Here is a 25595-nt window from a genome sequence, read left to right on the forward strand (position 1 = left end):
ATTAATTTCCTTTCGGCTGGGCAGATTGTGGCTGCCAGATGCGGTCAGCGATATTCACTTTCACCGGCATCAGATGATTGGCATAAAACAGATCGGCCGTTTGCTGTTGGGCCTGCGCGGTATGGGCGCTGACCGGCGTAATAGTGGTAGGCGGACGATGGTCGAGATAGCTGGCAATGACCGGTTTCGGCAAGCCCATCGCCTGTGCCAGTAAATCAATACTTTGGTCGCGTTGGCTGCGGGTTAATGCATCGGCATTGCTGAAGGTATTCAACACGTGCTGTACGAATGCCCCGTTCGCCTCGGTGTATTTGCGCGTCGCTAAATAGAAGGAGCCGGTTTGATTGAGTTTGCTGCCGTCAACCAGCACGCGTACGTTGCCTTGCAGCAGGGCAGCCGAGTAGTAGGGATCCCAAATCGCCCAGGCATCCACGTCACCTTGCTGGAACGCGGCGCGCGCGTCGGCGGGAGTCAGATAGGTTGGCTGAATGTCTTTAAAACTCAGCCCAGCTTGCTCAAGTGCGCGCAACAGCAGGTTGTGCGAGCTGGAGCCTTTCTGGAATGCCACTTTGCGGCCTTTGAGGTCGGCTACGCTGTGAATCGGGCTGTCCTTTGGCACCAGAATCACTTCTGCCTGCGGTTTAGGCGGCTCGGAACCGACGTAAAGTAGATCCGCACCGGCGGCCTGCGCAAACAGCGGTGGAATATCGCCGGTACTGCCTAAATCAATACTGTCGACGTTGAGCGCTTCCAGCATCTGCGGGCCAGCCGGGAATTCCACCCATTTAATTTGCGTGTGTGGAAAACGCTGCTCCAGTAGCTTATGGCTTTTCGCTAATACCATGCTCACTGAACCTTTCTGATAACCGATGCGCAGTTGCTCGGGAGCATCAGCGGCGTGTGCAGTAATGCTTAAAGAGAGCAGAGCGACCATCGCTGGCATCAGCCAGCCCGTTACTATCCGTTTCATAACGCTTCCTTTATACCGCTTGTGCATAGGGTTGGTGGCGACGATGCAGCGCGTGCCAGAACGTATCTAACGCTTCATCTATACGTTGTGACAGCAGCGGATCTAACTGTGGTTGACGATCGTAATGGGTAATCTGCACATCCGTTGCAAATACGCCGTGCAGAACTTCCTGCGCCTTGAGCGCGTTGAGCACCGGCTTAAGCGCGTAATCAACCGCGAGCAAATGGGAAGCGCTGCCGCCGCTGGCCAGTGGCAGCACCACTTTATGCTCCAGCGCGCGCTCAGGTAGCAAGTCGAGCAGCGTTTTCAGCGCCCCTGAAAATGATGCTTTATAAATAGGTGTGGCGACGATTAAGCCGTCCGCCAGCGCTAAATCGGCTTTTAGAGCAGCTAATGCTGGAGAATCAAAACGCGCGTAGAGCAAATCTTCAGGCTGAAAGTTGTGAATATTCCACGGGATCACCTCAACACCGCGTGCTTCCAGCGCGTGCTGGCAGAGGCTTAGCAGCGCAGTAGAGCGTGAAGGGAAGCGAGGGCTGCCCGCCAGCGTAATAACCCGCATGGTCACTCCTTATAACTGAAAGTTATTGATTATCTGATATTCAGAACTGATAGGTTCAATACTGTCAGAGCAGGGGGGATGGCTTAAATGATTTATCCGGCAATCAAAAGGTGGAAAATGCAAAAAGAATAAGAGGGGATAAAACAATTCAGTTTTCAGCGCATACGCATTTACGATTAGTCTTAAAAACCGCCGTTGAGTCCATTAGCATTGATTACAAACCATGATTTAAAAACCGTTTTACCGTTACGCTTAACCCTGAACTGCACGTCGGATGTAATTGTAACTGCGGTTACGTTTGGTCAAATTTGTCCTGTATTGGACAGCGAAATAGATTCAATAGCAAATGTGGCTGAGCAACGTTAAAAAACAGTGTTAAATCAATTGAAGAACGCGTTTTTAAACGATGCTTTTATCTTCCAGGCAAAAAAGTGTCGCAAAGGCTATCTCTTTATTTTTTATTGAGTAAACCTTCGTAAGATTTTCCGTGAAAAAATGTGTGTCATTATTCGCTGAGATGACACAAAGCTTAAGGGTGGTAATGTTTTTTTACGAAATCAAAGCGAAGTGTTTAGAGGGGGTAATGTATCTGCATTGATTTATTTTTCTTAATTATGATTGGTCCTGTGATTTAAAATAACAATCTGCTTAACTGAGAGCGAAATCAAAACTCTTGCCGTTTATATTGCGTTTAAATAATTGGCGTAATGTTTTATGCCGTGATGTTGGCAGCTTAAGACTTGCTTTTTTCTATCTACTCCAGGAAAGGTTTATGGCTAAAATCCTATTATCCATCATTATCCCTACCTACAACGTAGAGAATTATATTGTCGAGTGTGTGGATTCGTTATTGAAGCAAAAGGGTGCGTCCAGTGAGATCATTATTGTTAATGATGGTTCTACCGATGGCACGCTGGCTTTGGTGGAGCAGCACTATGGGCATCTACCGCAGGTAAAAATTATTACCACATGTAATGGCGGAGCCGGTAAAGCGCGTGATATCGGGTTAGATGCAGCACTCGGAGAATTTGTATTCTTCTGTGATCCCGATGATATCGTCGCCGACGGTTTCCTGGCTGAACTGCAGCAGGTTTATCAGGCACATCCGGAAATTGACCTGTTCTGCTTTAGCTCACAGATGTTTGAAGATGGACACCGTGAGCGCATCCGGCCCAAAGTGCGCCACGAGGTTTTTGGTCTGCAGCCGCCGCAAAAAGTCCTCTCAAGCCTGCTGCGTAATGGCTCGTACACTTCCGCAGCGTGGAACTATGCGCTGAAAAAGAGTGTGGCAACCCAGTATGATTTACGCTTTGTCGACCGCGTCCACGAAGATCACAAATACACGCTGTCTGCATTTGTCCGCGCTCGTCATGCATGGGTGAGTAAGCATGTTTATTACTACCAGCGGGTGCGAAACGGCTCATTAACTAACAGCCGCAAGAGTGAAGAGTACTTCCTGCAGCGCTATAACGCCTTTATGCACGCTTTTAGTACGCTCAAGCATGCACTTGATACATCGCCGGCCAGCAAAGCGCTGGAGAAAGACTATCTCATGCACTCTTTCCGGTTGATGATTTATCTCTCGCTTTATAACGGTACGCCTGTACCTGAATATGTTATTAATGCCATTCGCTTTATGGGTGGGCAGCATGAGCCAGCAAATATTAAAGAGTGGTTGTTAATCAATCGGCCGCAAATATTTATCATGCTGCAAAATTTAAAAGTGACGAAAGAGTTGAAACGCGCCGCCTGATTCGTGATTATTCCATCAGTAACAAATAATGGTAGAAGCAGAAAGTGAATAGCGTTAATTGCATCTGTATGTAAAAAAGATCGTCACTTCTGCAAACTCTGTTACAGATGATGTTTGCCTCATATGCAGGCCACTTTTTATAATAAAAAGGTGGCCTGTTTTTTAGGATAACCGAAATAAGCGATTTACGGCTTGTAAACTAAGATTAGTTACTCGCCTCAGCACCACTGATAAATTTAAGATTAAGTCTGGTAGGCAGCTATGTTGTTCTGTGTCAGTCTTGGTTTTTCAGCTAATTTTTAGACGCCGCCATACTTATGTCAATAAAACGTAACGCGATTGCCAACTATGTTGGTCAGATTTACCTGACGCTATCGGGTATTCTGGTTGTACCGCTCTATATTCAACATTTGGGCATGGAGGCTTACGGTTTAGTCGGATTTTTTTCGATTTTATTAACCTGGCTTCAGCTATTAGACGCCGGTGTTTCAACCACCTTAATGCGGGAAGCGGCGCGTTATCGCGCTAATCAAGCCGAATTCATTTGGTTCCCTCCGCTGTTTGCCGCGCTGTCAAAATTCTTCCTGCTCTCAACGCTTGTACTGGTGGTCATTGGCTGGCTAGCAACACCGTGGATTGCACACAACTGGCTGGACGCACAGCACCTGCCTTCAGGTGATGTGGTTACTGCGGTTGCAATTATGGTGATTACTGCCGCGATACGCTGGCGGACCAGTCCTTATCGCAGCGTCATTGTCGGCTTTGAACATCAGGTGTGGCTGAATGGTGTCAACCTGATCATCGTGACATTGCGTACCTTTGGCGCAGTGCTGGTGATTCAATTATTCTCCAACCCGGTGTTGAGCTTCTTTATATGGCAGCTGCTGGTCTCGATTGCCGAGGCGGCATGTCTTATCTACAAGTGCCTCCAATTGGTGCCGGCATCCGCGCGTAAAGAGAAACGTTCAGACCTTAAAGAGGTGTTAAAACCTTTTATTCGTTTTGCACTGAGCGCCGCTTATGCCAGCGCAGTGTGGACGTTTATTTCGCAGATAGATCGCCTGGTTTTATCGAAAACCCTGCCGTTGAGTGAATACGGATCCTTTACCGTGGTCGCTACCGCGGCAACCGGCATTATTCTGTTGAGCAGCCCGATCATGCAGGCCATTGTGCCGCGTATGACGGGCATGAAAACCAAAAAAGAGGGCGATTCACAATCGCTAATCCTCTATCGCTACACCACGCAGGCGGTGTCCATCTTTATGGCGCCGCTTAGCATTACGATTGCCTGCTTCTCCGCCCCTCTGCTTTGGGCCTGGACGCAGAATACTCAGGTTGTCACTGAGATGTCGTTTGTTCTCAGCTTGTATGCGATAGGGAGCGGCGTGCAGGCGATTTGCGGTCTGCTTTATCATCTGCAATACGTTAATGGCAACCTTAAGCTGCATATCAAAGGTTTCTCCTGTTTTGCCATTGTGCTGGTGCCGCTGAATATCTGGGCGGCCATTCACTATGGGGCGCACGGCACGGGTTGGCTCTGGCTGGGTCAGAACGTCTTTTATCTGTTTGGCTGGGCGTGGCTGGTACATCGTCGCTTTGCACCGGGTATCCATTTCACCTGGTTGACGCGCGATGTGTTGCTGATTTGGCTGGTGGCGGGCGTTATCGCCGGCCTGGCAACCCTGCTACCGATTGCCTGGGACCAAAACCGCTGGCTCAATTTGCTGTGGCTGGGACTGATTGGCATGGTCAACCTTGCCGTATGCTGTCTGCTTCATAGTTTGGTCATCAAGCGTTTGCCGCGACCGTTTAATAAAGGCTTTAACGTTGAGGAAAGAGAATGATCGCACGGAATCACGCTGCATCCGCTGCAACCATCACGGTTATTGTCCCTAACTGGAACTGCGCACCCTGGCTGACGGAAGCGATGGCGTCACTGCTTGGACAATCCTCGCCACCCGAGCAGATCATCGTCATCGATGACGGTTCAACCGATAACAGTGTTGAACTGCTGCGCGCTATGGCCGCCAAACATCCTGAAATCGTTCTGCTGCAAGCAGAGCGCGGGGGAGTAAGCGCCGCACGTAATCGCGGGCTGGAGATCGCTAGCGGTGACTTCATCTACTTTATGGATGCGGATGATTTCGTTGGCAACACGCTGTTCGCCGATTTCCGTAACGCCCTCGTGCAACATCCAGAGATGGAGATGTTCTGCTTTGGTGCCAAAATGTTCACTGATCTACCCGTTGAGCAGCGCGATTATCAGCTGTTTCATCAGCGCCGTATTAGCGGCGCCTTCGCGGGTGGCAGCGCAACGCTGCGCAAAATGATTGCCAACCAGTCGGCACATCGCGTGCTGTGGAGCAGCATCGTTTCACGCGCTCTGATTAAGCGTGTGGGCGTGCAGTTTCTGCCAATTCAGAACCATGAAGATGCGCCTTATATGTTTGCACTCTATATGCAGGCGAACACGGTGGTGCTCTCCAGTGAAAGCTATTACTTCAAACGCTTTATGGTCACGTCTTTGTCGCAGCGCAAAGCGACCTTTTCCTGGGTGGAGAATTACTTCATTGCGCGCGGCAACAGCGAGAGCTTTATGCAGCAGTGGGGCTTGCCCGCAGATGAGTCACTCCTTGATCGTTACTACGAACCGGTGATGTATGGCTGTCTGATTGAAATGCGCAAAAATAACATTGAGGTTCCGCAGGCGTGGCGCGTCACGATTGATCAGCTGATCCGCAAGGTGACGGGTGAAAGCAGGCGCATGAAATTGCAGTGGTATTACCCAACGTTGTACAACGGTTTGAAAGCCAGCCGCAGTTTGCTGGCGCGCTATACCGGCAAGCGCTGATTTCGATCAACTCTCCGTCTCTCAATAGAATTTACTTTTGCGCCAGAGCACCTTACCATTCTGGCGCACAAATTCCCGTGCACCCCGACTTCCCTGGTTCCCGTCATTGAGGAGAGTGCATGTTATATCCTATCGTCCGGCCGGCGCTGTTTAAGCTTGATCCTGAGCGAGCGCACGAACTCACCTTTCAGCAGCTGCGGTTTATCAGCGGTACGCCGCTTGAAGGGCTGATTCGCCAGTCGCTGCCATCACGTCCGGTTACCTGCATGGGATTGACGTTCCCGAATGCGCTCGGCTTAGCCGCCGGTCTCGACAAGAATGCCGAATGCATTGATGCCTTCGGCGCCATGGGCTTTGGTTTTGTCGAAGTCGGTACGGTGACACCCCTGGCGCAGCCAGGTAACGATAAGCCACGCATGTTCCGCCTGGTTGCCGCCGAGGGGATTATTAATCGCATGGGCTTTAATAATCACGGTGTTGATCATCTGATTGAGAACGTTAAAAAGTCGCGCTTTAAAGGCGTTCTTGGGATTAATATTGGCAAGAATAAAGACACGCCGGTAGAGAAGGGCAAAGACGATTATCTCATCTGCATGGAAAAGGTGTATGCCCATGCTGGTTATATCGCCATCAATATTTCCTCGCCAAACACCCCAGGATTACGCACGTTGCAATATGGCGAAGCGCTGGACGATCTTCTTTCTGCTATCAAATTAAAACAAAAAGAGCTGCAAGAACGCCATCTTAAATATGTGCCGGTGGCAGTAAAGATCGCGCCGGATCTTTCAGAAGAAGAATTGATTCAGGTTGCCGACAGTTTAGTGCGCCATGAAATTGATGGCGTGATTGCCACCAATACGACGCTCGATCGCTCGCTGGTGACTGGTCTGAAATATGCTGAGGAGATGGGAGGATTAAGTGGTCGTCCGGTCCAGTCGCGCAGCACTGAAGTGATTCGCCGCTTGTCGCAAGAGCTTCAGGGCCGCTTACCTATTATTGGCGTCGGCGGTATTGATTCCCTGGTTGCAGCACGCGAGAAAATCGCCGCAGGTGCAACGTTGGTGCAGATATACTCCGGATTCATTTATAAAGGCCCGGGTTTAATTAAAGATATCGTGACTCACCTCTAAGACATTTCCCACTTTACTGCGCCGAGGGGTTTATTTATCCCTTCGGCTCGTTTATATTTTGTCCTGCTGGTGTATTTTTCAGCCTTTTCTCAGATTTACTTTTTCTAATTTAGCGCTATTTAGCGCAGCGAAAAACTACAGGGCAGATCATGAAAATCAAACCTGATGACAACTGGCGTTGGTATTTTGACGCAGAGCATGACCGTATGATGCTGGATTTAGCCGATGGCATGTTATTTCGCTCGCGCTTCTCACGCAAAATGCTTACGCCCGATGCGTTTAATGTCAGCGGTTTCTGCGTTGATGACGCCGCGCTCTATTTTACCTTTGAAGAGCGTTGCCGTCAGAGTGGATTAAAAGGCGATCAGCGTGCTGAATTAGTATTAAATGCGCTGGTGGCGAGCCGTTTTCTTAAACCCTTAATGCCGAAAAGCTGGCATTTTACCAATCATGCGCACAGCTGGCAGCCTGCTGCGGGCGAAATGGTTGCTGTAACCCTGGCGGATAGCGGTGAACAGGCGCAGTTATTTGTGGTTGAAAGCGGTGAGAATGCGGCGCTGTGCTTATTAGCGCAAAACGCGTTAACCGTGGCAGGGAAGGGCATGCAGCTAGGTGATGCGATTAAGATCATGAACGATCGTTTGCGTCCGCAGCAGCATGAACAAACCGCCCACTTTGCGCGGGCGGTTTAATTACTTCAGGCCAGTTCGATATCGCCAGCGGGAATACAGCTGCAGCTTAGAATGGTGCCATCGGCACGCACCGCGCTTTTCTTTAACGCCTTCACTTCACCTGCAACCAGTGTGACTTTGCAGCTGCCGCAAATACCGGCGCGGCAAGAGTAGGGAATACGAAATCCCTGCATCTCCAATTGTTCCAGCAACACCTGCTGATTATCACCGTTAAAGGCAGTGCCCTGATAATCAATAGTGACTGCGCGGTGGCTAGTGGTGGTTGGCGCCAGCGTCTCAACCACGGCGCCTGAGCCGTAAGCACGTGGCGACTGTTGCTGCAGAATCGTGACCGTATCGCCCACGCGAATAATGCCGCTATTCATCGCAATCAAATTCAGGCCGAAATCAATATCCCCGCTGCCATCCTGCGCGCTACGAAAACCTTGCAACGTGGTGAGCGGTTCGCCATCAGGATGTTTGCGTCCGCTTTCGGTACCCACGGTGGTGAACACGCAGCGACTGCACGGCTTGGGCATCTCAAAGACGATCTCGCCAATTTGCAGGCGTTTCCAGCTGTCCTCTTCCCATGCCGCCGCGCCACTGACCACCAAATTGGGGCGGAACTGCTCAACGCGCACGCTGGCCGGGCAGCGCTGTTGCAGATCCTGCAGCGACGCCATATTCACCAATAGGAAGGGAAAACCGTCGGCAAAACTCAGCGGCACATGATCAAATCGCTTCACTCGACGCGTGGGTTCTACACCGGTCCAGCGCAGCTGCACCGGACGCGGGAAGAACGCACTTAACCAGCTATTTATCTCGTCGGGCGCGATACGCGCGGTGAAATGGTTGCCCCACACTTCGGTTGGCGCCTGCTCAGGAGTGAAGTCGGCAAAGCGGATCAGCGCTTGTGTTCCATCGGGTGCCTGAAGAAACAGGCCGTCCGGCAGCAGCGCAGGCGTGAAGCGCACCATTTCTGGATATTGACGCGCGGTCACAAAGGTTCCATCCGGTTCAGTCACCATGAAGATGCGATCAAAGGCCAGACCGCTCTCCAGCACCTGCGCATGCGACAACTGCAGGCCGCGCATTGATTTAACGGGATGAATAAAAAGGCGAGATAACGTGATCATAGCGTTCCCGGTAAAGGTATTCGGCAAAAAGAAGCTAACTTTATGACATAGCACGCTGATTCGCTATAATGCGCAGCAATTTAAGCAAGAGTAAAAAGTGACGATATGAATTCTCTGTTTGCCAGTACGGCGCGTGGGCTCGAAGAGCTGTTGAAAAGTGAGCTGGACGCGCTGGGTGCGCAGGATTTGCAGGTGGTGCAGGGCGGCGTCCACTTTCAGGCCGACGACCGCGTAATGTACCAAAGCCTGCTGTGGAGCCGTTTGGCTTCGCGCATTTTGCTGCCGCTGGGAGAATTTGGCGTCTGGAGCGATCTCGATCTCTACGTGGGTGCGCAAAGTATTCCGTGGACCGACATGTTCGATAGCAACACCAGTTTTGCCATCCATTTTAGCGGTACCAACGAGGTGATCCGCAATAGCCAGTTTGGCGCGCTGCGCATTAAAGATGCCATCGTCGATAGCTTTACGCGTCAGGGGCTGGAACGTCCAAGCGTCGACCGTGAACAGCCGGGCATTCGTATCAATGCGTGGCTGAATAAAGATCGCGTCAGTATCGCCCTAGATCTAAGCGGTGATTCACTGCATCAGCGTGGCTACCGCCAGCAAACGGGCGCCGCCCCGCTGAAAGAAACGTTAGCCGCGGCAATCGTAATGCGTTCCGGCTGGCAGAGCAGCACGCCACTGGTCGATCCGATGTGTGGCTCCGGCACGCTGCTGCTGGAAGCAGCGCTGATCGCCTGCGATCGTGCGCCAGGCTTACTGCGTACCCATTGGGGCTTTCATCGCTGGAAAAAACACAATCAGGTGATATGGCAAGACGTTCACGCTGCAGCAAAAGAGCGTGCTCGCGTGGGAACCGCTGCCGCGACGGCCCGTTTCTTTGGTTATGACAACGACAGCCGCGTGCTGGAGTCCGCACGTGCCAATGCCCGTCGTGCAGGCGTGTTCGAGCTGTTCACCTTCACGCAGCAGGACGTGATCAAGCTGAAAAATCCGCTGGCCGGGCAGGACATTACCGGTACGGTATTGAGCAACCCGCCATACGGTGAGCGTCTGGAAAGTGAACCGGCGCTGATCGCGCTGCATAGCCAGCTTGGCCGCATCATGAAGCAGAATTTTGGCGGCTGGAATCTGTCCTTATTCAGCGCATCGCCCGAGCTATTAAGCTGCCTGCAACTGCGCGCCGATCGCCAGTTCAAAGCCAAAAATGGTCCGCTGGAGTGTGTGCAGAAAAATTATCAGCTGGCCGCAACCAGTGGCGAAGGCAGCGCGCAGATTGCCGAAGATTTTGCTAATCGTCTGCGTAAGAACCTGAAGAAGCTGGAAAAGTGGGCGCGTCAGTCGAATATCGACTGCTACCGTCTGTATGATGCCGATCTGCCCGAGTACAACGTGGCGGTCGATCGCTACGCCGATTGGGTGGTGATTCAGGAATACGCGCCGCCGAAAACCGTAGATGCGAACAAAGCGCGTCAGCGTTTATTCGATGTCATCAGCGCCACGCTGAGCGTGCTGGAGATTCCGGCCAATCGTCTGGTGATGAAAACGCGCGAGCGTCAGAAAGGCAAAAGTCAGTATCAAAAGCTGGGCGAGAAGGGCGATTTCTTCGAAGTGCAGGAATTTGATGCGCGCCTGCTGGTTAATCTCACCGATTATCTGGATACTGGCCTGTTCCTCGATCACCGTATTGCGCGCCAGATGCTGGGTAAAATGAGCGCAGGCAAAGATTTCCTTAACCTGTTTGCTTATACCGGCACCGCCAGCGTACACGCCGGCCTGGGCGGGGCGAAAACCACCACCACGGTGGATATGTCGCGCACCTATCTGGAGTGGGCTGAGCGCAACCTGCGTCTGAACGGGTTGACCGGACGTCAGCACCGGCTGATGCACGCAGATTGTCTAAGCTGGCTGCGTGAGAGTGATGAGCAGTTCGATTTAATATTTATCGATCCGCCGACGTTTTCTAACTCTAAGCGCATGGAAGATGATTTCGACGTGCAGCGCGACCATATGATGCTGATGCAGAATCTGAAACGTCTGCTGCGTCGCGGTGGCACCATTATGTTCTCTAACAATAAACGCGGCTTCAAAATGGATCTCGACGGTTTATCTCGTCTGGGTCTGCAGGCGCAGGAAATTACCCAAAAAACGCTGTCGCAGGATTTCGCGCGCAACCGTCAAATTCACAACTGCTGGCTGGTTAGCCACGCCGGTAAGGAATAAGTTTTATGTCACTGATCAGTATCCATGGCGCTTACCTCTCATTCAGCGATGCGCCGCTGTTGGATAACACCGAGCTGCATATCGAAGAAGGCGAACGCGTCTGTCTGGTAGGTCGTAACGGCGCCGGTAAATCGACGCTGATGAAAATTATCAACGGCGAACAGCCGCTGGATGACGGCCGCATCATTTATGAGCAGGATTTGGTGGTGGCGCGTCTGCAACAGGATCCGCCGCGTAATATTACCGGTTCTGTTTACGACTTCGTCGCCGAAGGCGTGGCCGAGCAGGCTGAACATCTCAAGGCTTATCACGCTATTTCGCATCTGGTGATGGAAGATCCAAGCGAGAAGAATCTTAACGAAATGGGCCGCCTGCAAACCATTCTCGATCATCAGAACCTGTGGCAGCTGGATAGCCGCATCAATGATGTGTTACAGCAGATTGGTCTTGATGCCGATACCGAGTTGTCTTCGCTCTCAGGCGGCTGGCTTCGTAAAGCAGCACTCGGTCGTGCGTTGGTGAGCAACCCGCGCGTACTGATGCTTGACGAACCGACTAACCACCTTGATATCGAAACCATCGACTGGCTGGAGACTTTTTTAAAGACTTTCACCGGTAGCATTGTCTTTATCTCGCATGACCGTTCGTTTATCCGCAACATGGCGACGCGTATTGTCGATCTCGATCGCGGCAAGCTGGTTTCATGGCCGGGCAATTACGATCTGTTCCTGACCGGCAAAGAAGAAGCGCTGCGCGTGGAAGAGATGCAGAACGCCGAGTTTGATCGCAAATTGGCGCAGGAAGAAGTATGGATCCGCCAGGGCATCAAAGCGCGTCGTACGCGTAACGAAGGCCGCGTGCGCGCCCTGAAAGCGCTGCGTAACGAGCGTTCGGCGCGCCGTGAAGTGATGGGCAAAGCCAACATGCAAGTCGGCGAAGCAGCCCGTTCAGGCAAAATCGTATTCGAGATGGAAGATGTCAATTACAGCGTGGGTGGCAAAATCCTGGTAAAAGACTTCTCTACTCAGGTACAGCGCGGCGACAAAATCGCCCTGATTGGCCCGAACGGCTGCGGTAAAACCACCTTGCTGCGCCTGATGCTGGATCAGTTGAAGGCCGATAGCGGCCGCGTGCACTGTGGCACCAAGTTGGAAATTGCTTACTTCGACCAGCACCGTGCTGAGCTGGATCCGGATCGTACCGTCATGGATAACCTCGCTGAAGGTAAGCAGGAAGTGATGGTTAACGGTAAACCGCGTCACGTGCTTGGCTATCTGCAAGACTTCCTGTTCCATCCGAAACGCGCCATGACGCCGGTGCGTGCGTTGTCCGGTGGTGAGCGTAACCGTCTGCTGCTGGCGCGTCTGTTCCTGAAGCCAAGCAACCTGCTGATCCTCGATGAACCGACCAACGACCTCGACGTCGAAACGCTGGAACTGCTGGAAGAGCTGGTGGATGGTTATCAGGGCACCGTGATGCTGGTGAGCCACGATCGTCAATTCGTTGACAACACCGTAACTGAGTGCTGGATTTTTGAGGGCAACGGCGAGATCGGCACCTTTGTAGGTGGCTATCACGATGCGCAACAGCAGCGCGCTGCCTACAAACAGCTAAAATCCGCGCCAGCAAAATCAGCCCCGGCGGCCAAATCGGTAGAGAAAAATGATGCCGCCAAACGTCCCGCCAGCAAGCTAAGCTATAACCTGGCACGGGAACTGGAACAGCTGCCGCAAAAGCTGGAACAGCTGGAAACACGCATCGGTGAGCTGCAAGCCAAAATGAGTCACCCGGACTTCTTCAGCCAGCCACATGATAAAACCCAACCGGTGCTGGATGCGTTAGCGCAGACAGAACAGGAACTGGAAGTGGCGTTTGAGCGTTGGGAAGAGCTGGAAGCGCTGAAGAACGGCGCATAATTGGAAGGAGTCAGCATGTGTGCAGCGGATCAGGCGCATCAGTGGAGTCTCTGTCCACAGTGTGATTTAACAGTAAAGCTGCCCGCAGTACCGGTAGGCAGCCGTGCGCGTTGCCCGCGTTGCCATACAACGCTGTTGGCCAACTGGCAGGAGCCGCGCAGACGACCTACCGGTTACGCCATCTCAGCGTTATTTATGCTGGTGCTGGCCAATCTGTTTCCTTTCATCAATATGCACGTGGCGGGATTAAGCAGCCAGATATCGCTGCTTGAAATCCCGCAGGTGATGGAACGCGAAGATTATCGCAGCCTGGCAACGCTGTTTCTGCTGTTTGTACAGGGAATTCCTGCCTTCTGCATGATCACCATTATCCTGCTGGTGAATAACGTACGCATGCCGCATAACCTGCGACTTGGCCTTGCGCGTATTTTGTTCCAGCTGCGTAGCTGGGGCATGGCTGAAATTTTTATGGCAGGCGTGCTGGTCAGCTTCGTTAAGCTGATGGCGTATGGCGAGATCGGCCTTGGCAGCAGTTTCTGGCCATGGTGTTTGTTCTGCGTGCTGCATTTGCGTGCGTTTCAATGTGTCGATCGCCGTTGGGTTTGGCAGCGCATCGATCCTATGCCGCCGTTGTCAACGTTGCCGCAGGCCGGTATTAGCGGCCTGAAGCAAGGTTTGCGCAGCTGTCCATGCTGTACTGCCATTTTGCCTGCTGACCAACTTGCTTGCCCACGTTGTGGGGTTAAAGCGCATGCGCGCCGCAAGCACAGTTTGCAATGGACGTTGGCGCTGCTCATCACCTCGGTGATGCTTTACATTCCCTCCAATATTATGCCGATCATGGTGACCGAAACGCTCGGCTCGCAATATCCCTCGAACATTATGGCCGGGGTAATTTTGTTGTGGAGCGATGGATCCTGGCCGGTAGCGCTGGTGATCTTTATCGCCAGTATTATGGTGCCGTCGCTGAAAATGCTAGCGATTGCCTGGCTGTGCTGGCATGGCAGCGGACGAGGCGGGCGTGACGATGAAAAAATGCACCTGGTTTATGAGGTGGTTGAATTTGTTGGCCGCTGGTCAATGATTGATGTGTTTGTAATCGCCGTTCTCTCTGCGCTGGTGCGCATGGGAAGGCTGATGAGTGTGTATCCTGCGCCGGGCGCGCTGCTGTTTGCTATGGTGGTGATTCTCACCATGTTTGCAGCAATGACCTTTGATCCGCGCCTGCTTTGGGATCGACAACGGGAAACTGAACGTAAGGAGCCGCGTCTTGACGGACAACCATCACGAGACTGCTAAAGTCGACCAGATTAAACGCTGGTCACCAGTCTGGATTGTACCCATCGTTACGCTGTTAATCGGCGGATGGATTCTATTTTATCACTTCAGTCATCAAGGCCCGGAAGTGACGCTGATTACCGAGAATGCTGAAGGTATTGAGGCCGGCAAAACCACGATTAAAAGCCGCAGCGTTAATGTTGGCGTGGTGGAGAGCGCGGTGCTCACCGACGATCTGCATCACGTAGAAATCAAAGCGCGACTTAACTCCGGCATGGAAAAACTGCTGCAAGGTGACAGCGCATTTTGGGTGGTGAAGCCGCAGATTGGACGTGAAGGCGTTACCGGTCTCGGCACGCTACTCTCTGGCGCCTATATTGAGCTGCAGCCGGGTTCCAAAGGTGATAAACCTGAACGCTACCAGCTGCTGGATGCGCCACCTTTAGCACCGCCGGATGCCAAAGGCATTCGCGTGACGCTTGACAGTAAAAAAGCCGGTCAGCTTAATGCGGGCGATCCGGTGCTGTTCCGCGGCTATCGCGTCGGCTCGGTAGAGACCAGTAACTTTGATACCGATAAACGCATGATGACCTATCAGCTGTTTATTGCTGCGCCATACGATCGACTGATCACCACCAATGTCCGTTTCTGGAAAGATAGTGGTATTGCGGTGGATATGTCCGCGTCCGGTATGCGAGTGGAAATGGGATCGCTCACCACGCTGTTTAGCGGGGGCGTTAGCTTTGACGTGCCGGACGGCGCTGAATTGGGTCGAGCTGCGGAGAACAAAGCGGAATATCATCTGTTCGACGATCAACGCAGTATTCAGGATTCGCTGTATACCAGTCATACCGATTTCCTGCTGTTCTTCACCGATTCGATTCGCGGTTTGCAGGTGGGAGCACCGGTTGAGTTCCGCGGTATTCGCCTGGGTACGGTGTCGCAGGTACCGTATATGATTCCTGGCGTTAACCAGGCGCTGAATAATGACTACCGTGTGCCGGTGCTGATTCGTATTGAGCCGGATCGCTTTGTTAATCGTCTGGGTGGCGATTTCAATCTCGAGCAGCATCTGCAGGAAGGCAAAAAACGCGGCCTGCGTGCCACGCTGAAAACCGGCAATCTTTTGTCAGGTGCACTGTTCGTCGATCTTGATTTCTACGACAATGCCCCAGCCTATAAAGGGCCAAATGCTGTCGCAGGTTTAGAAGTGATCCCAACCGTTAGCGGTGGTCTGGCGCAGATTCAGCAGAAACTGATGGCGGCACTGGATAAGATTAACGGCTTGCCACTCAATCCTCTGCTTAACGAAGCGACCGGGACGTTGAAAGAGAGCCAGCGCACACTGCAGCAGTTGCAGAAAACGTTGGATAACCTCAATCAAATCACGGCCAATCCAGCGATGAAGACGCTGCCGGCAGATATGCAGCAAACCTTGCGTGAACTCAACCGCAGCATGAAGGGGCTGCAGCCGGGATCGCCAGCCTATAGCAAGCTGGTGGGCGATATGCAGCGACTCGATCAGGTACTGCGTGAGTTGCAGCCGGTATTGAAAACGCTGAACACTAAAAGCAACGCGCTAGTGTTTGAAGCCAAACCGGGCCAGGATCCACAGCCAAAGAGGGCGAAACAGTGAAAAAAGGGCTGATTATCGGTGCGCTGCTGCTGCTGGCAGGCTGCAGCAGCACCATTGAAAATACCTATTATCAGCTGCCTGCGGGCAGCGATGTGGCGCGCGTTGACAGTGCATCGTCTGGCAATCAACCGATGATTTGGGTTGAGCAGGTGACAGTGCCGGATTACATGGCGGGCAACGGTCTGGTTTACCAGACGAGCGATGTAAAGTACGTGATCGCGGCCAATAACCTGTGGGCTAGCCCGCTCGATCAGCAGCTCCAGCAAACGTTGATTAGCAATCTCAGCAAAGCGCTGCCTGGCCGCCTGGTTGCCGGTTCGCCTTTGGGCGAAACGCACGATACGCTCTCAGTTAACGTTACTGGATTTCAGGGGCGTTATGATGGACAAGTCGTCGTCAGTGGTGAGTGGCTGCTGCAGCATCAAGGACGTCTAATCAAACATGGCTTTAATCTGGCACTGCCACAAGCTGAAGATGGCTATGACGCATTGGTGCGTACTCTGGCTATGGGTTGGCAGCAAACGGCGCAACAAATCGCCAATAGTATCGTTTCGCTAAATTAAGATTTGTTCGATACTTATGATAAGTCCTTGATTTGCTGCAGTGTGATCGCAGTCAAATCAGGGGCTTTTTTTATTGCTGAATCAGCCAGATATACAATTAACTGACAATTTTACATGTCGATTTGACGTCAAAAACATGACATTGGCGTGAATTTTGCGCATTGACCTTTCTTCTGCGTCGGGTTAGAACATTACTGTGGTTGAACATTATATCGCCACTCTTTCTTTCCACCCAGATTCCACCAGACCTAAAATGAGGGAAACGAGGCATGAAGAGACAGAAGAGAGACCGCCTGGAACGAGCACATTCTCGCGGCTATCAAGCGGGTATTACGGGCCGCTCAAAAGAGCTATGCCCCCATCAAACGATCGATGCGCGGTCTCACTGGTTGGGAGGTTGGCGTCAAGCCATGGAGGACAGGTCGGCAGTGACCTAACATTGTCGAATGTCTATCGTTAAAGAAGAAACCTCCGCTACGCGCGGAGGTTTTCGTTTGGAGGATTAGAAAGCGGAGGTATCTTTGAACAGACCCACTTTCAAATCTGTCGCGGAATAGATCAAATTTCCGTCGACGAAGACTTCCCCATCTGCCACACCCATTACCAGCTTGCGATTGATAACGCGCTTGAAGTGAATTTTGTAAGTCACTTTTTTGGCGGTTGGCAGGACTTGTCCGGTGAATTTTACTTCACCCACGCCTAATGCGCGTCCTTTACCTTCTGCACCCAGCCAGCCAAGGTAAAAGCCTACCAGCTGCCACATGGCATCAAGGCCCAGGCAGCCTGGCATTACCGGATCACCGATGAAGTGGCAATCAAAGAACCACAGGTCAGGGCGGATATCCAGTTCGGCTTCGACAAAACCTTTGTCGAATTTGCCGCCGTCCTCGGTCATTTTAACCACGCGGTCCATCATCAACATGTTGTTAGATGGAAGCGGCGGTCCATTTTCGCCAAACAGTTCGCCGCGACCCGAGGCAACCAGGTCTTCTTTACTATAGGATTCGCGTTTATCTACCATGTTCTCAATATGCCTTCTTTTAGTGAAGCCCGAATATTAGCGAACAGTTGTACGCTGAGCAATGTAATCAGCTGTGGTTAAACCAGTTGAGCCAACGTAATGGCCACGGACGCAGGCGTGCTTCCTGCTGATTCAGCTGTGTAATGCGCTCCTGAATCGCGCTAAGCAGCGACTCTCCACTTTCACTCTGCCAGGCAATGCCAGTCAGCAGTGGCAGTGCTTCATCCACGCTTTCAATCGCCCAGAGATGGAATTGGCCCGCCTTAACTGCCTCTACCACTTCCTGGTTTAGACTAAGGTGGCGAGCGTTACTGGCTGGGAAAATCACGCCTTGTTTGCCCGTCAGCTCACGTGAGTGACAGATGTGGAAGAAGCCTTCAATTTTTTCGTTGAGGCCACCAACCGGTTGTACATTACCAAACTGATCGACTGAGCCGGTCACCGCAATTTGCTGATTGACCGGCTGATTGGCCAGCGCACTGATTAATGCGCACAGCTCGGCAAGCGATGCGCTATCGCCATCTACTTCTGAATAAGATTGCTCAAACACCAGCGATGCGGAGAAGGGCAGTTGCTGCTCAAGTTCCAGTTCAGCGATCAGATAGGCTTGCATAATCATCATGCCTTTCGCATGGATGTTGCCGCCCAGTTCAGCTTTGCGTTCCACATCAGTGAATTCACCATCGCCAGGATGAACCACACAGGTAATGCGTGACGGTTCGCCCCATGGACGTGGATGGCCAGGAAACTCAACAACCGAAAGACCATTAATTTGCCCAACGACTTCGCCTTCGGTTTCAATCATGATCTGATTGAGCAGAATCTCATCGCGCATGCGATCGGCAAGGAAGCTCTCACGCCACTGGCGTGCTTCAAGCGCGTCTTTTAACGCTTCGCCGTTCAGGCTCTCGCCGTGCAGTGCGGCTTCCTGCAGCTGGCGACGCAGCCAGCGCGGGCACAACGGCAAGGTGTCTTGATCGCCTGTCATACGGGCTGCTTCCGTAATTAACACCGGCCAGAAATCGGCTTCAGGCGATGCTAAATTCGCTTGTTCGGCTTGAGTTAACGTCCATTGGCACCACGACGTCATGTCCTCTTCGTCCAGCACCTGCAGGCTCTCTTCAAACTCGCTATAAAGTGCCATCTCATGCACTTCAACATCCAGTTCCTGGAAAGCGGCCAGCGCATCACGATCGCCGCACAAGATCAGGCGCAGCTGCAACGGGAGTGGCGGGATCGCCACCGGTAACGGTTGCCGCTCATCCTGCGAATACCAATCGAAGCGGCCTTGTTCAATACACTTACGCAGGCGCAACCACAGCAGCGGCTGGGCCAGCAAGGTGTTGACGGCAAGGATTAACGTGCCGCCATTCGCGCGGTGCAACAAGCCGGGTTCAGGTTGAACACGATCTTTATACTGACGCACACAGCCAAACAGCTGCTCAGATTCAATCCAGTCGGCGAAATGTACGCCGCCCTGGCTGGTGAACGGACGATTGATATCGCTGGGAGCAAGTAAGCTGACGGTATCGCCCATAACATGGTAGTCACCACCGTACAGCGAGAGCTCTTCAGGCTGAAAACGTTGTGCCGCATCCGCGATGCAAGCAAGATAGTCGCTGTTTTCCTGACTGCGCAGCAACAGCAGTGGAAAACCCAGCGTTTGATGATGCAAATGCGCCAGCGCATTCAGCAGACGCGGCTGAACCGCGGCAAGACTATCGCAATCTTCCAGTGAGACGTTTGAGAAAATGGATTGGTAGCGGTCGCTATCCGGCTGCAGGGCTTGCCACGTAATTTGAGTGCTGGTCAAAATATTCGCATTAGTCTGATTTAGGAAAAGCGCGATTATACAGGAATCGACCTGGTTAATCACGGCGGAGTTCCGGGCCGGATTGTGACGGATACAACATGTTTTTCCTTGCTGCATCCAGGAAAAAAGCTGTTATTCTTAGTTTGTTACGTGATCACGATGAGATTCCGATGAAATACCAGCAACTCGAAAATCTTGAAAGTGGATGGAAGTGGAAATACCTGGTGAAAAAGCATCGGGAGGGTGAATTGATCACTCGTCATCTTGAATTAAGTGCTGCGCAAGCCGCGGTCGATATGCTGCTGGGAATGGAGAATAGCCCGGTTGAGGTTAATGAGTGGATCGCCCAGCATATTCACCCCGATTTGGAGAATCGTCTCAAGCAGACGATCCGTGCACGCCGCAAACGTCACTTTAATGCCGAGCATCAGCACACGCGTAAAAAATCGATCGACCTGGAATATTTGGTATGGCAACGTCTGGCGGGATTAGCGCAGCGTCGCAGTAGTACGCTTTCAGAAACGATTGTGCAATTAATTGAAGATGCTGAACGCAAAGAAGAGTATGCCAGCCAGATGTCGACGTTGAAGCAGGATTTGCAGGCGATTCTGGGAAAAGGCGGATCGGACAGCGAATAAAAAAGCTTTCGATATCGCAAAATTGCAGCATAAAAAAACCCCGCCGAAGCGGGGTTTTTATTGCGCGATAACTTAAGCCTGTGGCTGAGTTACAACGTCTTTGATACCTTTCACGTCGATTTCAACGCGACGGTCTGGCGCCAGGCAGTCGATCAGGGCATTGCGGCCTTTCACGCTGTCACAGGTGTTGCCAGTAACTGGGTTAGATTTGCCCATACCACGTGCAGAGATCTTGTTAGACGGGATACCTTTTGATACCAGGTAATCGACTACAGACTGAGCGCGTTTCTCAGACAGTTTCTGGTTGTACTGCTCTGAACCGATGCGATCGGTGAAGCCCAGTACGACAACAGAACCGTCTTTCGGATCCATTGAGCTCAGCTGGCTGTACAGCTGATCCAGAGCCTGCTGGCCTTCTGGCTTCAGGGTTGCTTTGTTGAAGGTGAACAGCACGTCAGACTTCAGGGTGAAACGCTTGGTTTCAACAACTGGAGCTGGAGCTGGAGCCGGAGCTACAACTGGTGCTGCATCTTCATCCTGACCGAAGCGGTAAGAAACGCCGACGCTCAGCATGCTGTTGTCAGGACGCGCACCAACGGTACCTGCGTCACCGATGTTGTTAACCCACTGGTAGTCCAGGCGAGTCGCCCAGTTTTTGGTCAGTGCGTATTCAACACCAACAGCAGCCAGCGGAGAAACGCCGGTGTCGTGATCGCTGTGACGAACGCCATCGGTGCTCTGAGTAGAGTCTGCACGCCATACCATGCCACCCAGACGGGTGTACACGTCGAAATCTTCAGTGATTGGGTAGCTCAATTTAGCAGCCAGCTGAACGCCTTGTGCTTTGAACGCGCCATTGGTCACGTTACCTTTGTTAGGCATACGGCCCAACCAGTCGTAACCCAGCTCGAAGCCCAGGTACGGGTTAGCTTGGTAACCTGCGAATGCACCAGCTCCCAGCTGAGATTCGTGGGTTGGACCGTCGTTGTTCTCGTAACCGTTACCGTAGTAACCAGTATCGTGATACTGAGACCAGCCCAGTTTAGCACCGGTGTACCAGGTGTTATCTTTAGGAGCGGCCTGCGCTACGGTAGCGAAGCCAGCCAGTGCCACTGCAATTGCGATAGCTGTCTTTTTCATTTTTGCGCCTCGTTATCATCCAAATAGGCAATGAGCAAAAAGGTTGCTCTTTGTGTTAATCCTTCGCCGGGTCTAAACGCTCGCTTTTGACTCTACCGAAAAAACGGAGGTTATTGAGCACCCTGGCGAGCTAAAGTCTACAACGAGATTGGAAAGTTACAAGTATGATGTGAGGTCGAGCAGTAAAAAAACAGGGATTTATACACACATTTTAACAAATGACGTGGCAAAATCTTCGGTACTGAAATGAAAAAAAGCAGCTAAGCCATTGTCATAGCTGGCGGGAAAAGAATCAGTGGCTTAGCTTCAACTTCTGCAAAAAAAATGCTGAGAAAATTCCTGGATTTACTTAATGAAACAAATCTGACGGAATTTTTGCTGCTTTAGGTTGTCTGGAATGAGCATATTGATGCCCCTGCGGACGCAAAATGAGCCCAAGAGCATCACCTTCTGCAGCTGCTTTTTCCAATTCTACACGCTCTTCATCACTTAATTCGTACGGAATCCAGGCTAATACCACGCTATAATTGCCCGTGCGCAGCGCTTTAACCATACTTTCTACCGTATTGAATCGCTCAGATTCAGTAATATGCATACTCTTTTCTAACGGTAATCCTGACTGTTGCATCCAGCTACGATTCGGCTTTTGCGCAGGAGTTAGCCATAGCTGCCAACGTGATTGCTCACTCAACTGTTTTAGTACCGGTAGAAGCATGAGTTGCATCATTCCAGGTTGTTCGCTGGATCGCAGTTCAGTGATTCCACCCAGCGAAGGCTGCGCTAAGCTTGAAGAAGCAAAACGATGAGAACGATCAGCAGGGCCAGAGAAATGAGTACGCATATTTTAATCACTCAGTAATGAACTGTATGAATATACAGTAATGGCTTCCTGGATAAAGATCAACCTCATTTTCTGATAATGCCTCGCAATTTCTGCACAAGATCCCTCGCTTCTGCTTTTATTCATTGAACAGCTAAATCGTTTTTTTTATCTTCTAAGCAAATGAATCTGAGAGCTTTTCTAGGAAATTTCCCGTGCATGGACTGAAATGAGGGGGCGTTATGAAAAGAAATAATCCGGTTGTTGAGCAATCTAAAGCGCAGTTAGCAGCATTAGGTAAAATTGAGTCCCGTACGCAATTTGGTGGTTATGCGCTGACCGTTGAGAAGGTGGTTTTCGCCTATATCAATGAGGATGCACTCTATTTACGTGCCAGTGAGGCACTCCATCACTATAACGCGAAGCGTTCTCTGGAACCGCTGGTCTATCGTAAGCGCGGGATGCCGGTAACACTGAGCTATTTCAAAGTCGATAAGCTGCTTTGGCAAGACCCAGAACAATTACTGCAATTGTCGGCAAGCTCTCTACGTGCCGCTCAGGATGAAGCCGCGAGCAAATTAGTCTCATTGCGCTTGAAAGATTTGCCCAATCTTAGCCTGCGGTTGGAGTTGATGCTGCATAAAGTCGGTATCAGTTCGGTAAGGCTTCTGTGTGAAATAGGGTCACGCCAAAGCTGGCTGAAGTTAAGGGCGGTGAATAAGCATATTGGCTTGAAAACGCTACTGGCATTAGAGGGCGCGATTTCAGGACACCATGAAGCGGCATTGCCAAGCGCAATCAGGGAGGAACTTTATGCTTGGTATCTAAAAACGCTCCGCCAACATGCGGCGGCGGAGCATCTGCAACCTTAGTGGTTGATAAGTGAACGGCGCAGACGTGCAATCTCTGGCAGCAGTGCGATCAACAAACCTAATTGTTGGACGACTAATGGTGCACGTCCATCTGAGCTGGTCTTCAACTCGCCTAAGCGCTGCATCAGGGCCTGCTGCATGTCTGTGGCCTGTGAATCTGTGACGCGTTCTACCTGCAGCACATCTTCAATAAAGCAGACCGCGTCATCCAGTAAGGTAAGCAATGTTCTATCCGCCAAACGATCTCGATGTGCTCCAAGCGCCGAAATATAACTCAGGAAGGAGTGATTCAGGCACAGCAGTCGAAATGCGTTTTCACGGAGCGGTTGCTGAAGCTTAAGTTCGCTACTGATGTTTGATACCACCGATGCAAGTTCTGCATCAGCATTGTGGGCATCACGGCGCGCCACGCGATAAGCCAGACGATTGTCCTTACCCTGGTGATATTGCTCCATTATCGCATCAAGATAACGGCAGTTCGCATCCAATGTCCGATCGGCCACCGCAGTAATTTTGCGGAAACGCCAATCCGGCCATACAAAGGCCACGGCTAGCCAGGCTAAACCACAGCCGAGTAAAGTATCCACCACGCGTGGCAATGCCACTTCAAATCCTTCACCCAGCAAATTAAAACAGAGCAGGACCAGCAAGGTTATAAATAGAGTGGCTTGCGCGTATTGAATCTGTCGAAAGGCGAAGAAGAGAACACCACTCAACACAATCAATACCAGCTGACCCTCAATGGAGGGGACCAGCCACAACACGGGAAGGCCGATGGCAATACCTGCTAGCGTGCCGCCAATACGTAGGGCAAGCCGTCTGCGAGTGGCATGGTAATTGGGCTGGCAGACGAACAGGCTGGTAAGCAAAATCCAGTAACCACGCTCTACGCCGGTGATTTGAATAAATGCATAACCAACACAAAGTACCAGTGACATTCGCACCGCGTGGCGAAACAGCGCGGAGTGGGGGCTGAGATGACGGCTTAAACGTAAGCGAATATCCGCCCAGCCGCTAAGACCTTCGCGTGAGAGATGGTTATCGCTCTGAATTGCGGGCTCAGTAAGCAGTTGTTCCGATTCAATGGATGCCAGCTGCGCATCAATGGCGCGCAAATTACGCAGCAGCCAAAACAACGCGCGAATATGGGGATCCAGTGGCTCATTTTGCTGCAGACGCTGCAGAGCGGTTTCCAGTCGCTGGAAGGCCCGTTCAAAGTGGCTGTCATGATGCCAGGATTGACGCAGTAAAATCGTCTCCGCCAGTTTTCGGCACGCCTGCGCCTGCATATTCATCAGTCGCTGGAAGCGGAACAGCACTTCGTTATAGCGCCAGTTATCACGCAGCAGGTGATATTGCAGATGTGAAGAGCTGGCCCGTTCATGGATATCCTGAGCGACAAAATAGTAGTGCAGGCTTCGACGTGTACTACGCGACCCACGATCGCCTCGTAGCCGGCTTTGAATAGTCGTTTTCGTGAGATTGAGCTGCGCGACTAATTGGCTGTTCACCATTGCCGTAGCGACAAGCGTGGCATCATCCTGTTCGCCGCCGTCGGGATCGAACAAGTTTGCTTTGGCTTCGAGATAGCGTGCCAGTTGGGAAAAGCTTCCCGCCAGTTGTTCCTGTACTGGACGCACCGGAAACATCAAATGACCGATAAACGTCAGTAAGTTATACCAGAGGGCGCCAATCAGTAGCAGCGAAGGTTGCAGCCACCACTGCGGAAACAGTCCTATACCGAGCATGGTATAGACTGCAATCAGCAGTGCGCCGAAGGCGATAGTGGCGTAGCGTTGCCCCAGTGCGCCGAGCAAAATAAAGCCCCAGCTGGAAAGCGCCAGGCCTAACCCAAATGCCCACGGATGCGGGAACAGAAGTTCGACCGAGACCGACGCGATGCAGAAACAGATAAGCGTAATCAAAAGATTGCGAACGCGCCCAATCCAGCGGTCGTCAAGGTCGGCCAGAGCCGCCGCTACCACGCCGAGCGTCAGCGGAATCGTCCACTCAATTTGGTGCAGCCACCACGGCACCGCCGCACATCCGGTCAAGGCAAAAAAGATGCGTAGCAGATAGCGTAAGCTGCTATTGAAAAAATAGCGGCGCCAGCCCGGCAAGGCGTTATGCATCATTGAACGGCCTCAGTAGCGACGACGCGCATTGGCTTCACGCGCTGCCTGCGCTTCTTCTACCGATACCACGCGACGGCCCACTGGCCACAGCGCAATTGCAGCAATTTTAAAATTGGCGATGCCAACAGGAATGCCAATGATAGTCAGGCATTGCACAATACCGGCTGAGATGTGGGCCAGACATAGCCACCAGCCAAACAGTATTAACCAGAAAATATTCAGGAAAGTGCCGCCGGTGTTCATCACATGGCTTTTGCTGTCAGGACGCAGTACATCAACATGTACCGCTTCGTTGCCGAATGGCAGCAGCGATAATTTGGTAATTTCCCAGCAGGAGCGCGTCAGCGGCAGCGTAAAAATCAACACAATGCTGATTAAGGTGGCAAATAGCCAACTCAATGTGGTGAAAAAACCACCGAGAATAAAATTCAGTATATTTAAAACAGTACGCATAACGCGATTTTCCT

At 51.7% G+C, this 25595-nt stretch carries 22 protein-coding genes; 13 read left to right on the forward strand and 9 right to left on the reverse strand.

Annotated features, from left to right (window positions below; genetic code table 11):
* Position 1: 1 nt before the first annotated feature.
* Together ACIP6T_RS02980 and ssuE are read right to left on the reverse strand one after the other, a co-directional pair.
* Complete coding sequence (locus ACIP6T_RS02980; protein WP_400455292.1) at positions 2 to 970, reverse strand: sulfonate ABC transporter substrate-binding protein; 969 nt, start codon at positions 968 to 970, stop codon at positions 2 to 4.
* Positions 971 to 980: 10 nt separating this feature from the next.
* Complete coding sequence (gene ssuE, locus ACIP6T_RS02985) at positions 981 to 1532, reverse strand: NADPH-dependent FMN reductase (protein WP_097094346.1); 552 nt, start codon at positions 1530 to 1532, stop codon at positions 981 to 983.
* 772 nt (positions 1533 to 2304) lie between these two features.
* Here ssuE and ACIP6T_RS02990 point away from each other — a divergent pair.
* The 5 genes from ACIP6T_RS02990 to ACIP6T_RS03010 all read left to right on the forward strand — a co-directional run bounded on the left by ACIP6T_RS02990 (position 2305) and on the right by ACIP6T_RS03010 (position 7958).
* On the forward strand, positions 2305 to 3285 hold the full coding sequence (locus ACIP6T_RS02990; protein WP_400455294.1) for a glycosyltransferase family 2 protein: 981 nt from the start codon (positions 2305 to 2307) through the stop codon (positions 3283 to 3285).
* Positions 3286 to 3602: 317 nt separating this feature from the next.
* A complete protein-coding gene (locus ACIP6T_RS02995; protein WP_400455296.1) occupies positions 3603 to 5129 on the forward strand; it encodes a lipopolysaccharide biosynthesis protein in 1527 nt (508 codons plus the stop codon).
* Positions 5126 to 6136 carry a glycosyltransferase gene (locus tag ACIP6T_RS03000; protein ID WP_097094343.1) on the forward strand — a complete coding sequence of 337 codons (1011 nt, stop codon included), beginning with the start codon at positions 5126 to 5128 and terminating at the stop codon, positions 6134 to 6136. The genes ACIP6T_RS02995 and ACIP6T_RS03000 overlap by 4 nt, the downstream gene beginning before the upstream one ends.
* A 119-nt stretch (positions 6137 to 6255) precedes the next feature.
* Positions 6256 to 7266, forward strand: a complete 1011-nt coding sequence (gene pyrD, locus ACIP6T_RS03005; protein WP_097094342.1) for a quinone-dependent dihydroorotate dehydrogenase — start codon at positions 6256 to 6258, stop codon at positions 7264 to 7266.
* A 149-nt stretch (positions 7267 to 7415) separates the two neighbouring features.
* Positions 7416 to 7958 carry a cell division protein ZapC gene (locus ACIP6T_RS03010; RefSeq protein WP_400455299.1) on the forward strand — a complete coding sequence of 181 codons (543 nt, stop codon included), beginning with the start codon at positions 7416 to 7418 and terminating at the stop codon, positions 7956 to 7958.
* A 5-nt stretch (positions 7959 to 7963) separates the two neighbouring features.
* Here ACIP6T_RS03010 and ACIP6T_RS03015 read toward each other — a convergent pair whose 3' ends face one another.
* The gene (locus ACIP6T_RS03015; protein WP_400455302.1) at positions 7964 to 9073 is read right to left on the reverse strand and encodes a YcbX family protein; all 1110 of its coding nucleotides are present in this window, start codon (positions 9071 to 9073) and stop codon (positions 7964 to 7966) included.
* 105 nt (positions 9074 to 9178) lie between these two features.
* Here ACIP6T_RS03015 and rlmKL point away from each other — a divergent pair, with 105 nt between their 5' ends.
* From rlmKL to rmf, 6 genes are all read left to right on the forward strand, one after another.
* Positions 9179 to 11296 (forward strand): bifunctional 23S rRNA (guanine(2069)-N(7))-methyltransferase RlmK/23S rRNA (guanine(2445)-N(2))-methyltransferase RlmL, encoded by a 2118-nt coding sequence (gene rlmKL, locus ACIP6T_RS03020; RefSeq protein WP_400455305.1) that lies wholly within the window; start codon positions 9179 to 9181, stop codon positions 11294 to 11296.
* A 5-nt stretch (positions 11297 to 11301) separates the two neighbouring features.
* Positions 11302 to 13212 carry an ABC transporter ATP-binding protein gene (locus ACIP6T_RS03025; protein WP_345826944.1) on the forward strand — a complete coding sequence of 637 codons (1911 nt, stop codon included), beginning with the start codon at positions 11302 to 11304 and terminating at the stop codon, positions 13210 to 13212.
* A 15-nt stretch (positions 13213 to 13227) separates the two neighbouring features.
* Positions 13228 to 14511, forward strand: a complete 1284-nt coding sequence (gene pqiA, locus ACIP6T_RS03030; RefSeq protein WP_097094337.1) for a membrane integrity-associated transporter subunit PqiA — start codon at positions 13228 to 13230, stop codon at positions 14509 to 14511.
* Positions 14483 to 16126, forward strand: a complete 1644-nt coding sequence (gene pqiB, locus ACIP6T_RS03035) for an intermembrane transport protein PqiB (protein ID WP_097094336.1) — start codon at positions 14483 to 14485, stop codon at positions 16124 to 16126. Before pqiA ends, pqiB begins: the two co-directional genes overlap by 29 nt.
* Entirely contained in the window at positions 16123 to 16689 is a 567-nt protein-coding gene (pqiC, locus tag ACIP6T_RS03040; protein WP_400455308.1) for a membrane integrity-associated transporter subunit PqiC, read from the forward strand. Before pqiB ends, pqiC begins: the two co-directional genes overlap by 4 nt.
* A 269-nt stretch (positions 16690 to 16958) precedes the next feature.
* A complete protein-coding gene (gene rmf / locus ACIP6T_RS03045) occupies positions 16959 to 17126 on the forward strand; it encodes a ribosome modulation factor (RefSeq protein ID WP_097094334.1) in 168 nt (55 codons plus the stop codon).
* Positions 17127 to 17191: 65 nt separating this feature from the next.
* Here rmf and fabA read toward each other — a convergent pair whose 3' ends face one another.
* Both fabA and ACIP6T_RS03055 read right to left on the reverse strand, forming a co-directional pair.
* Positions 17192 to 17710 (reverse strand): bifunctional 3-hydroxydecanoyl-ACP dehydratase/trans-2-decenoyl-ACP isomerase, encoded by a 519-nt coding sequence (gene fabA / locus ACIP6T_RS03050; protein WP_007887361.1) that lies wholly within the window; start codon positions 17708 to 17710, stop codon positions 17192 to 17194.
* 67 nt (positions 17711 to 17777) lie between these two features.
* A complete protein-coding gene (locus tag ACIP6T_RS03055; protein ID WP_097094333.1) occupies positions 17778 to 19640 on the reverse strand; it encodes a Lon protease family protein in 1863 nt (620 codons plus the stop codon).
* Between the two features lie 53 nt (positions 19641 to 19693).
* Here ACIP6T_RS03055 and matP point away from each other — a divergent pair, with 53 nt between their 5' ends.
* Positions 19694 to 20161 carry a macrodomain Ter protein MatP gene (gene matP / locus ACIP6T_RS03060; RefSeq protein WP_400455312.1) on the forward strand — a complete coding sequence of 156 codons (468 nt, stop codon included), beginning with the start codon at positions 19694 to 19696 and terminating at the stop codon, positions 20159 to 20161.
* Positions 20162 to 20233: 72 nt separating this feature from the next.
* Here the strand turns inward: matP and ompA are convergent, their stop codons facing one another.
* Together ompA and sulA are read right to left on the reverse strand one after the other, a co-directional pair.
* Positions 20234 to 21301, reverse strand: coding sequence for a porin OmpA (ompA, locus tag ACIP6T_RS03065; RefSeq protein WP_097094331.1), 1068 nt, complete (start codon positions 21299 to 21301; stop codon positions 20234 to 20236).
* Between the two features lie 349 nt (positions 21302 to 21650).
* Positions 21651 to 22142: an SOS-induced cell division inhibitor SulA gene (sulA, locus tag ACIP6T_RS03070; protein ID WP_400455315.1), complete on the reverse strand. Its 492-nt coding sequence runs from the start codon at positions 22140 to 22142 to the stop codon at positions 21651 to 21653.
* Between the two features lie 221 nt (positions 22143 to 22363).
* Between sulA and ACIP6T_RS03075 the strand changes: the two genes are divergently transcribed.
* Positions 22364 to 22993, forward strand: a complete 630-nt coding sequence (locus tag ACIP6T_RS03075; protein WP_345826937.1) for a TfoX/Sxy family DNA transformation protein — start codon at positions 22364 to 22366, stop codon at positions 22991 to 22993.
* Here the strand turns inward: ACIP6T_RS03075 and yccS are convergent.
* Both yccS and ACIP6T_RS03085 read right to left on the reverse strand, forming a co-directional pair.
* Positions 22990 to 25128, reverse strand: coding sequence for a YccS family putative transporter (gene yccS, locus ACIP6T_RS03080; protein ID WP_400455317.1), 2139 nt, complete (start codon positions 25126 to 25128; stop codon positions 22990 to 22992). The two genes, ACIP6T_RS03075 and yccS, sit on opposite strands and share 4 nt — an antisense overlap.
* Before the next feature lie 9 nt (positions 25129 to 25137).
* The gene (locus ACIP6T_RS03085) at positions 25138 to 25581 is read right to left on the reverse strand and encodes a YccF domain-containing protein (protein ID WP_097094327.1); all 444 of its coding nucleotides are present in this window, start codon (positions 25579 to 25581) and stop codon (positions 25138 to 25140) included.
* Positions 25582 to 25595 lie beyond the last annotated feature (14 nt).

It is taken from the genome of Pantoea sp. NPDC088449, from assembly GCF_044753225.1.
Taxonomy (GTDB): Bacteria; Pseudomonadota; Gammaproteobacteria; order Enterobacterales; family Enterobacteriaceae; genus Pantoea; species Pantoea floridensis.

Coding starts and splice junctions, on each gene's coding strand:
- ACIP6T_RS02980 (WP_400455292.1), bottom strand. CDS start 970: ATGAAACGGATAGTAACGGGCTGGCTGATGCCAGCGATGGTCGCTCTG.
- ssuE (WP_097094346.1), bottom strand. CDS start 1,532: ATGCGGGTTATTACGCTGGCGGGCAGCCCTCGCTTCCCTTCACGCTCT.
- ACIP6T_RS02990 (WP_400455294.1), top strand. CDS start 2,305: ATGGCTAAAATCCTATTATCCATCATTATCCCTACCTACAACGTAGAG.
- ACIP6T_RS02995 (WP_400455296.1), top strand. CDS start 3,603: ATGTCAATAAAACGTAACGCGATTGCCAACTATGTTGGTCAGATTTAC.
- ACIP6T_RS03000 (WP_097094343.1), top strand. CDS start 5,126: ATGATCGCACGGAATCACGCTGCATCCGCTGCAACCATCACGGTTATT.
- pyrD (WP_097094342.1), top strand. CDS start 6,256: ATGTTATATCCTATCGTCCGGCCGGCGCTGTTTAAGCTTGATCCTGAG.
- ACIP6T_RS03010 (WP_400455299.1), top strand. CDS start 7,416: ATGAAAATCAAACCTGATGACAACTGGCGTTGGTATTTTGACGCAGAG.
- ACIP6T_RS03015 (WP_400455302.1), bottom strand. CDS start 9,073: ATGATCACGTTATCTCGCCTTTTTATTCATCCCGTTAAATCAATGCGC.
- rlmKL (WP_400455305.1), top strand. CDS start 9,179: ATGAATTCTCTGTTTGCCAGTACGGCGCGTGGGCTCGAAGAGCTGTTG.
- ACIP6T_RS03025 (WP_345826944.1), top strand. CDS start 11,302: ATGTCACTGATCAGTATCCATGGCGCTTACCTCTCATTCAGCGATGCG.
- pqiA (WP_097094337.1), top strand. CDS start 13,228: ATGTGTGCAGCGGATCAGGCGCATCAGTGGAGTCTCTGTCCACAGTGT.
- rmf (WP_097094334.1), top strand. CDS start 16,959: ATGAAGAGACAGAAGAGAGACCGCCTGGAACGAGCACATTCTCGCGGC.
- fabA (WP_007887361.1), bottom strand. CDS start 17,710: ATGGTAGATAAACGCGAATCCTATAGTAAAGAAGACCTGGTTGCCTCG.
- ACIP6T_RS03055 (WP_097094333.1), bottom strand. CDS start 19,640: ATGCAGCAAGGAAAAACATGTTGTATCCGTCACAATCCGGCCCGGAAC.
- matP (WP_400455312.1), top strand. CDS start 19,694: ATGAAATACCAGCAACTCGAAAATCTTGAAAGTGGATGGAAGTGGAAA.
- ompA (WP_097094331.1), bottom strand. CDS start 21,301: ATGAAAAAGACAGCTATCGCAATTGCAGTGGCACTGGCTGGCTTCGCT.
- sulA (WP_400455315.1), bottom strand. CDS start 22,142: ATGCGTACTCATTTCTCTGGCCCTGCTGATCGTTCTCATCGTTTTGCT.
- ACIP6T_RS03075 (WP_345826937.1), top strand. CDS start 22,364: ATGAAAAGAAATAATCCGGTTGTTGAGCAATCTAAAGCGCAGTTAGCA.
- yccS (WP_400455317.1), bottom strand. CDS start 25,128: ATGATGCATAACGCCTTGCCGGGCTGGCGCCGCTATTTTTTCAATAGC.
- ACIP6T_RS03085 (WP_097094327.1), bottom strand. CDS start 25,581: ATGCGTACTGTTTTAAATATACTGAATTTTATTCTCGGTGGTTTTTTC.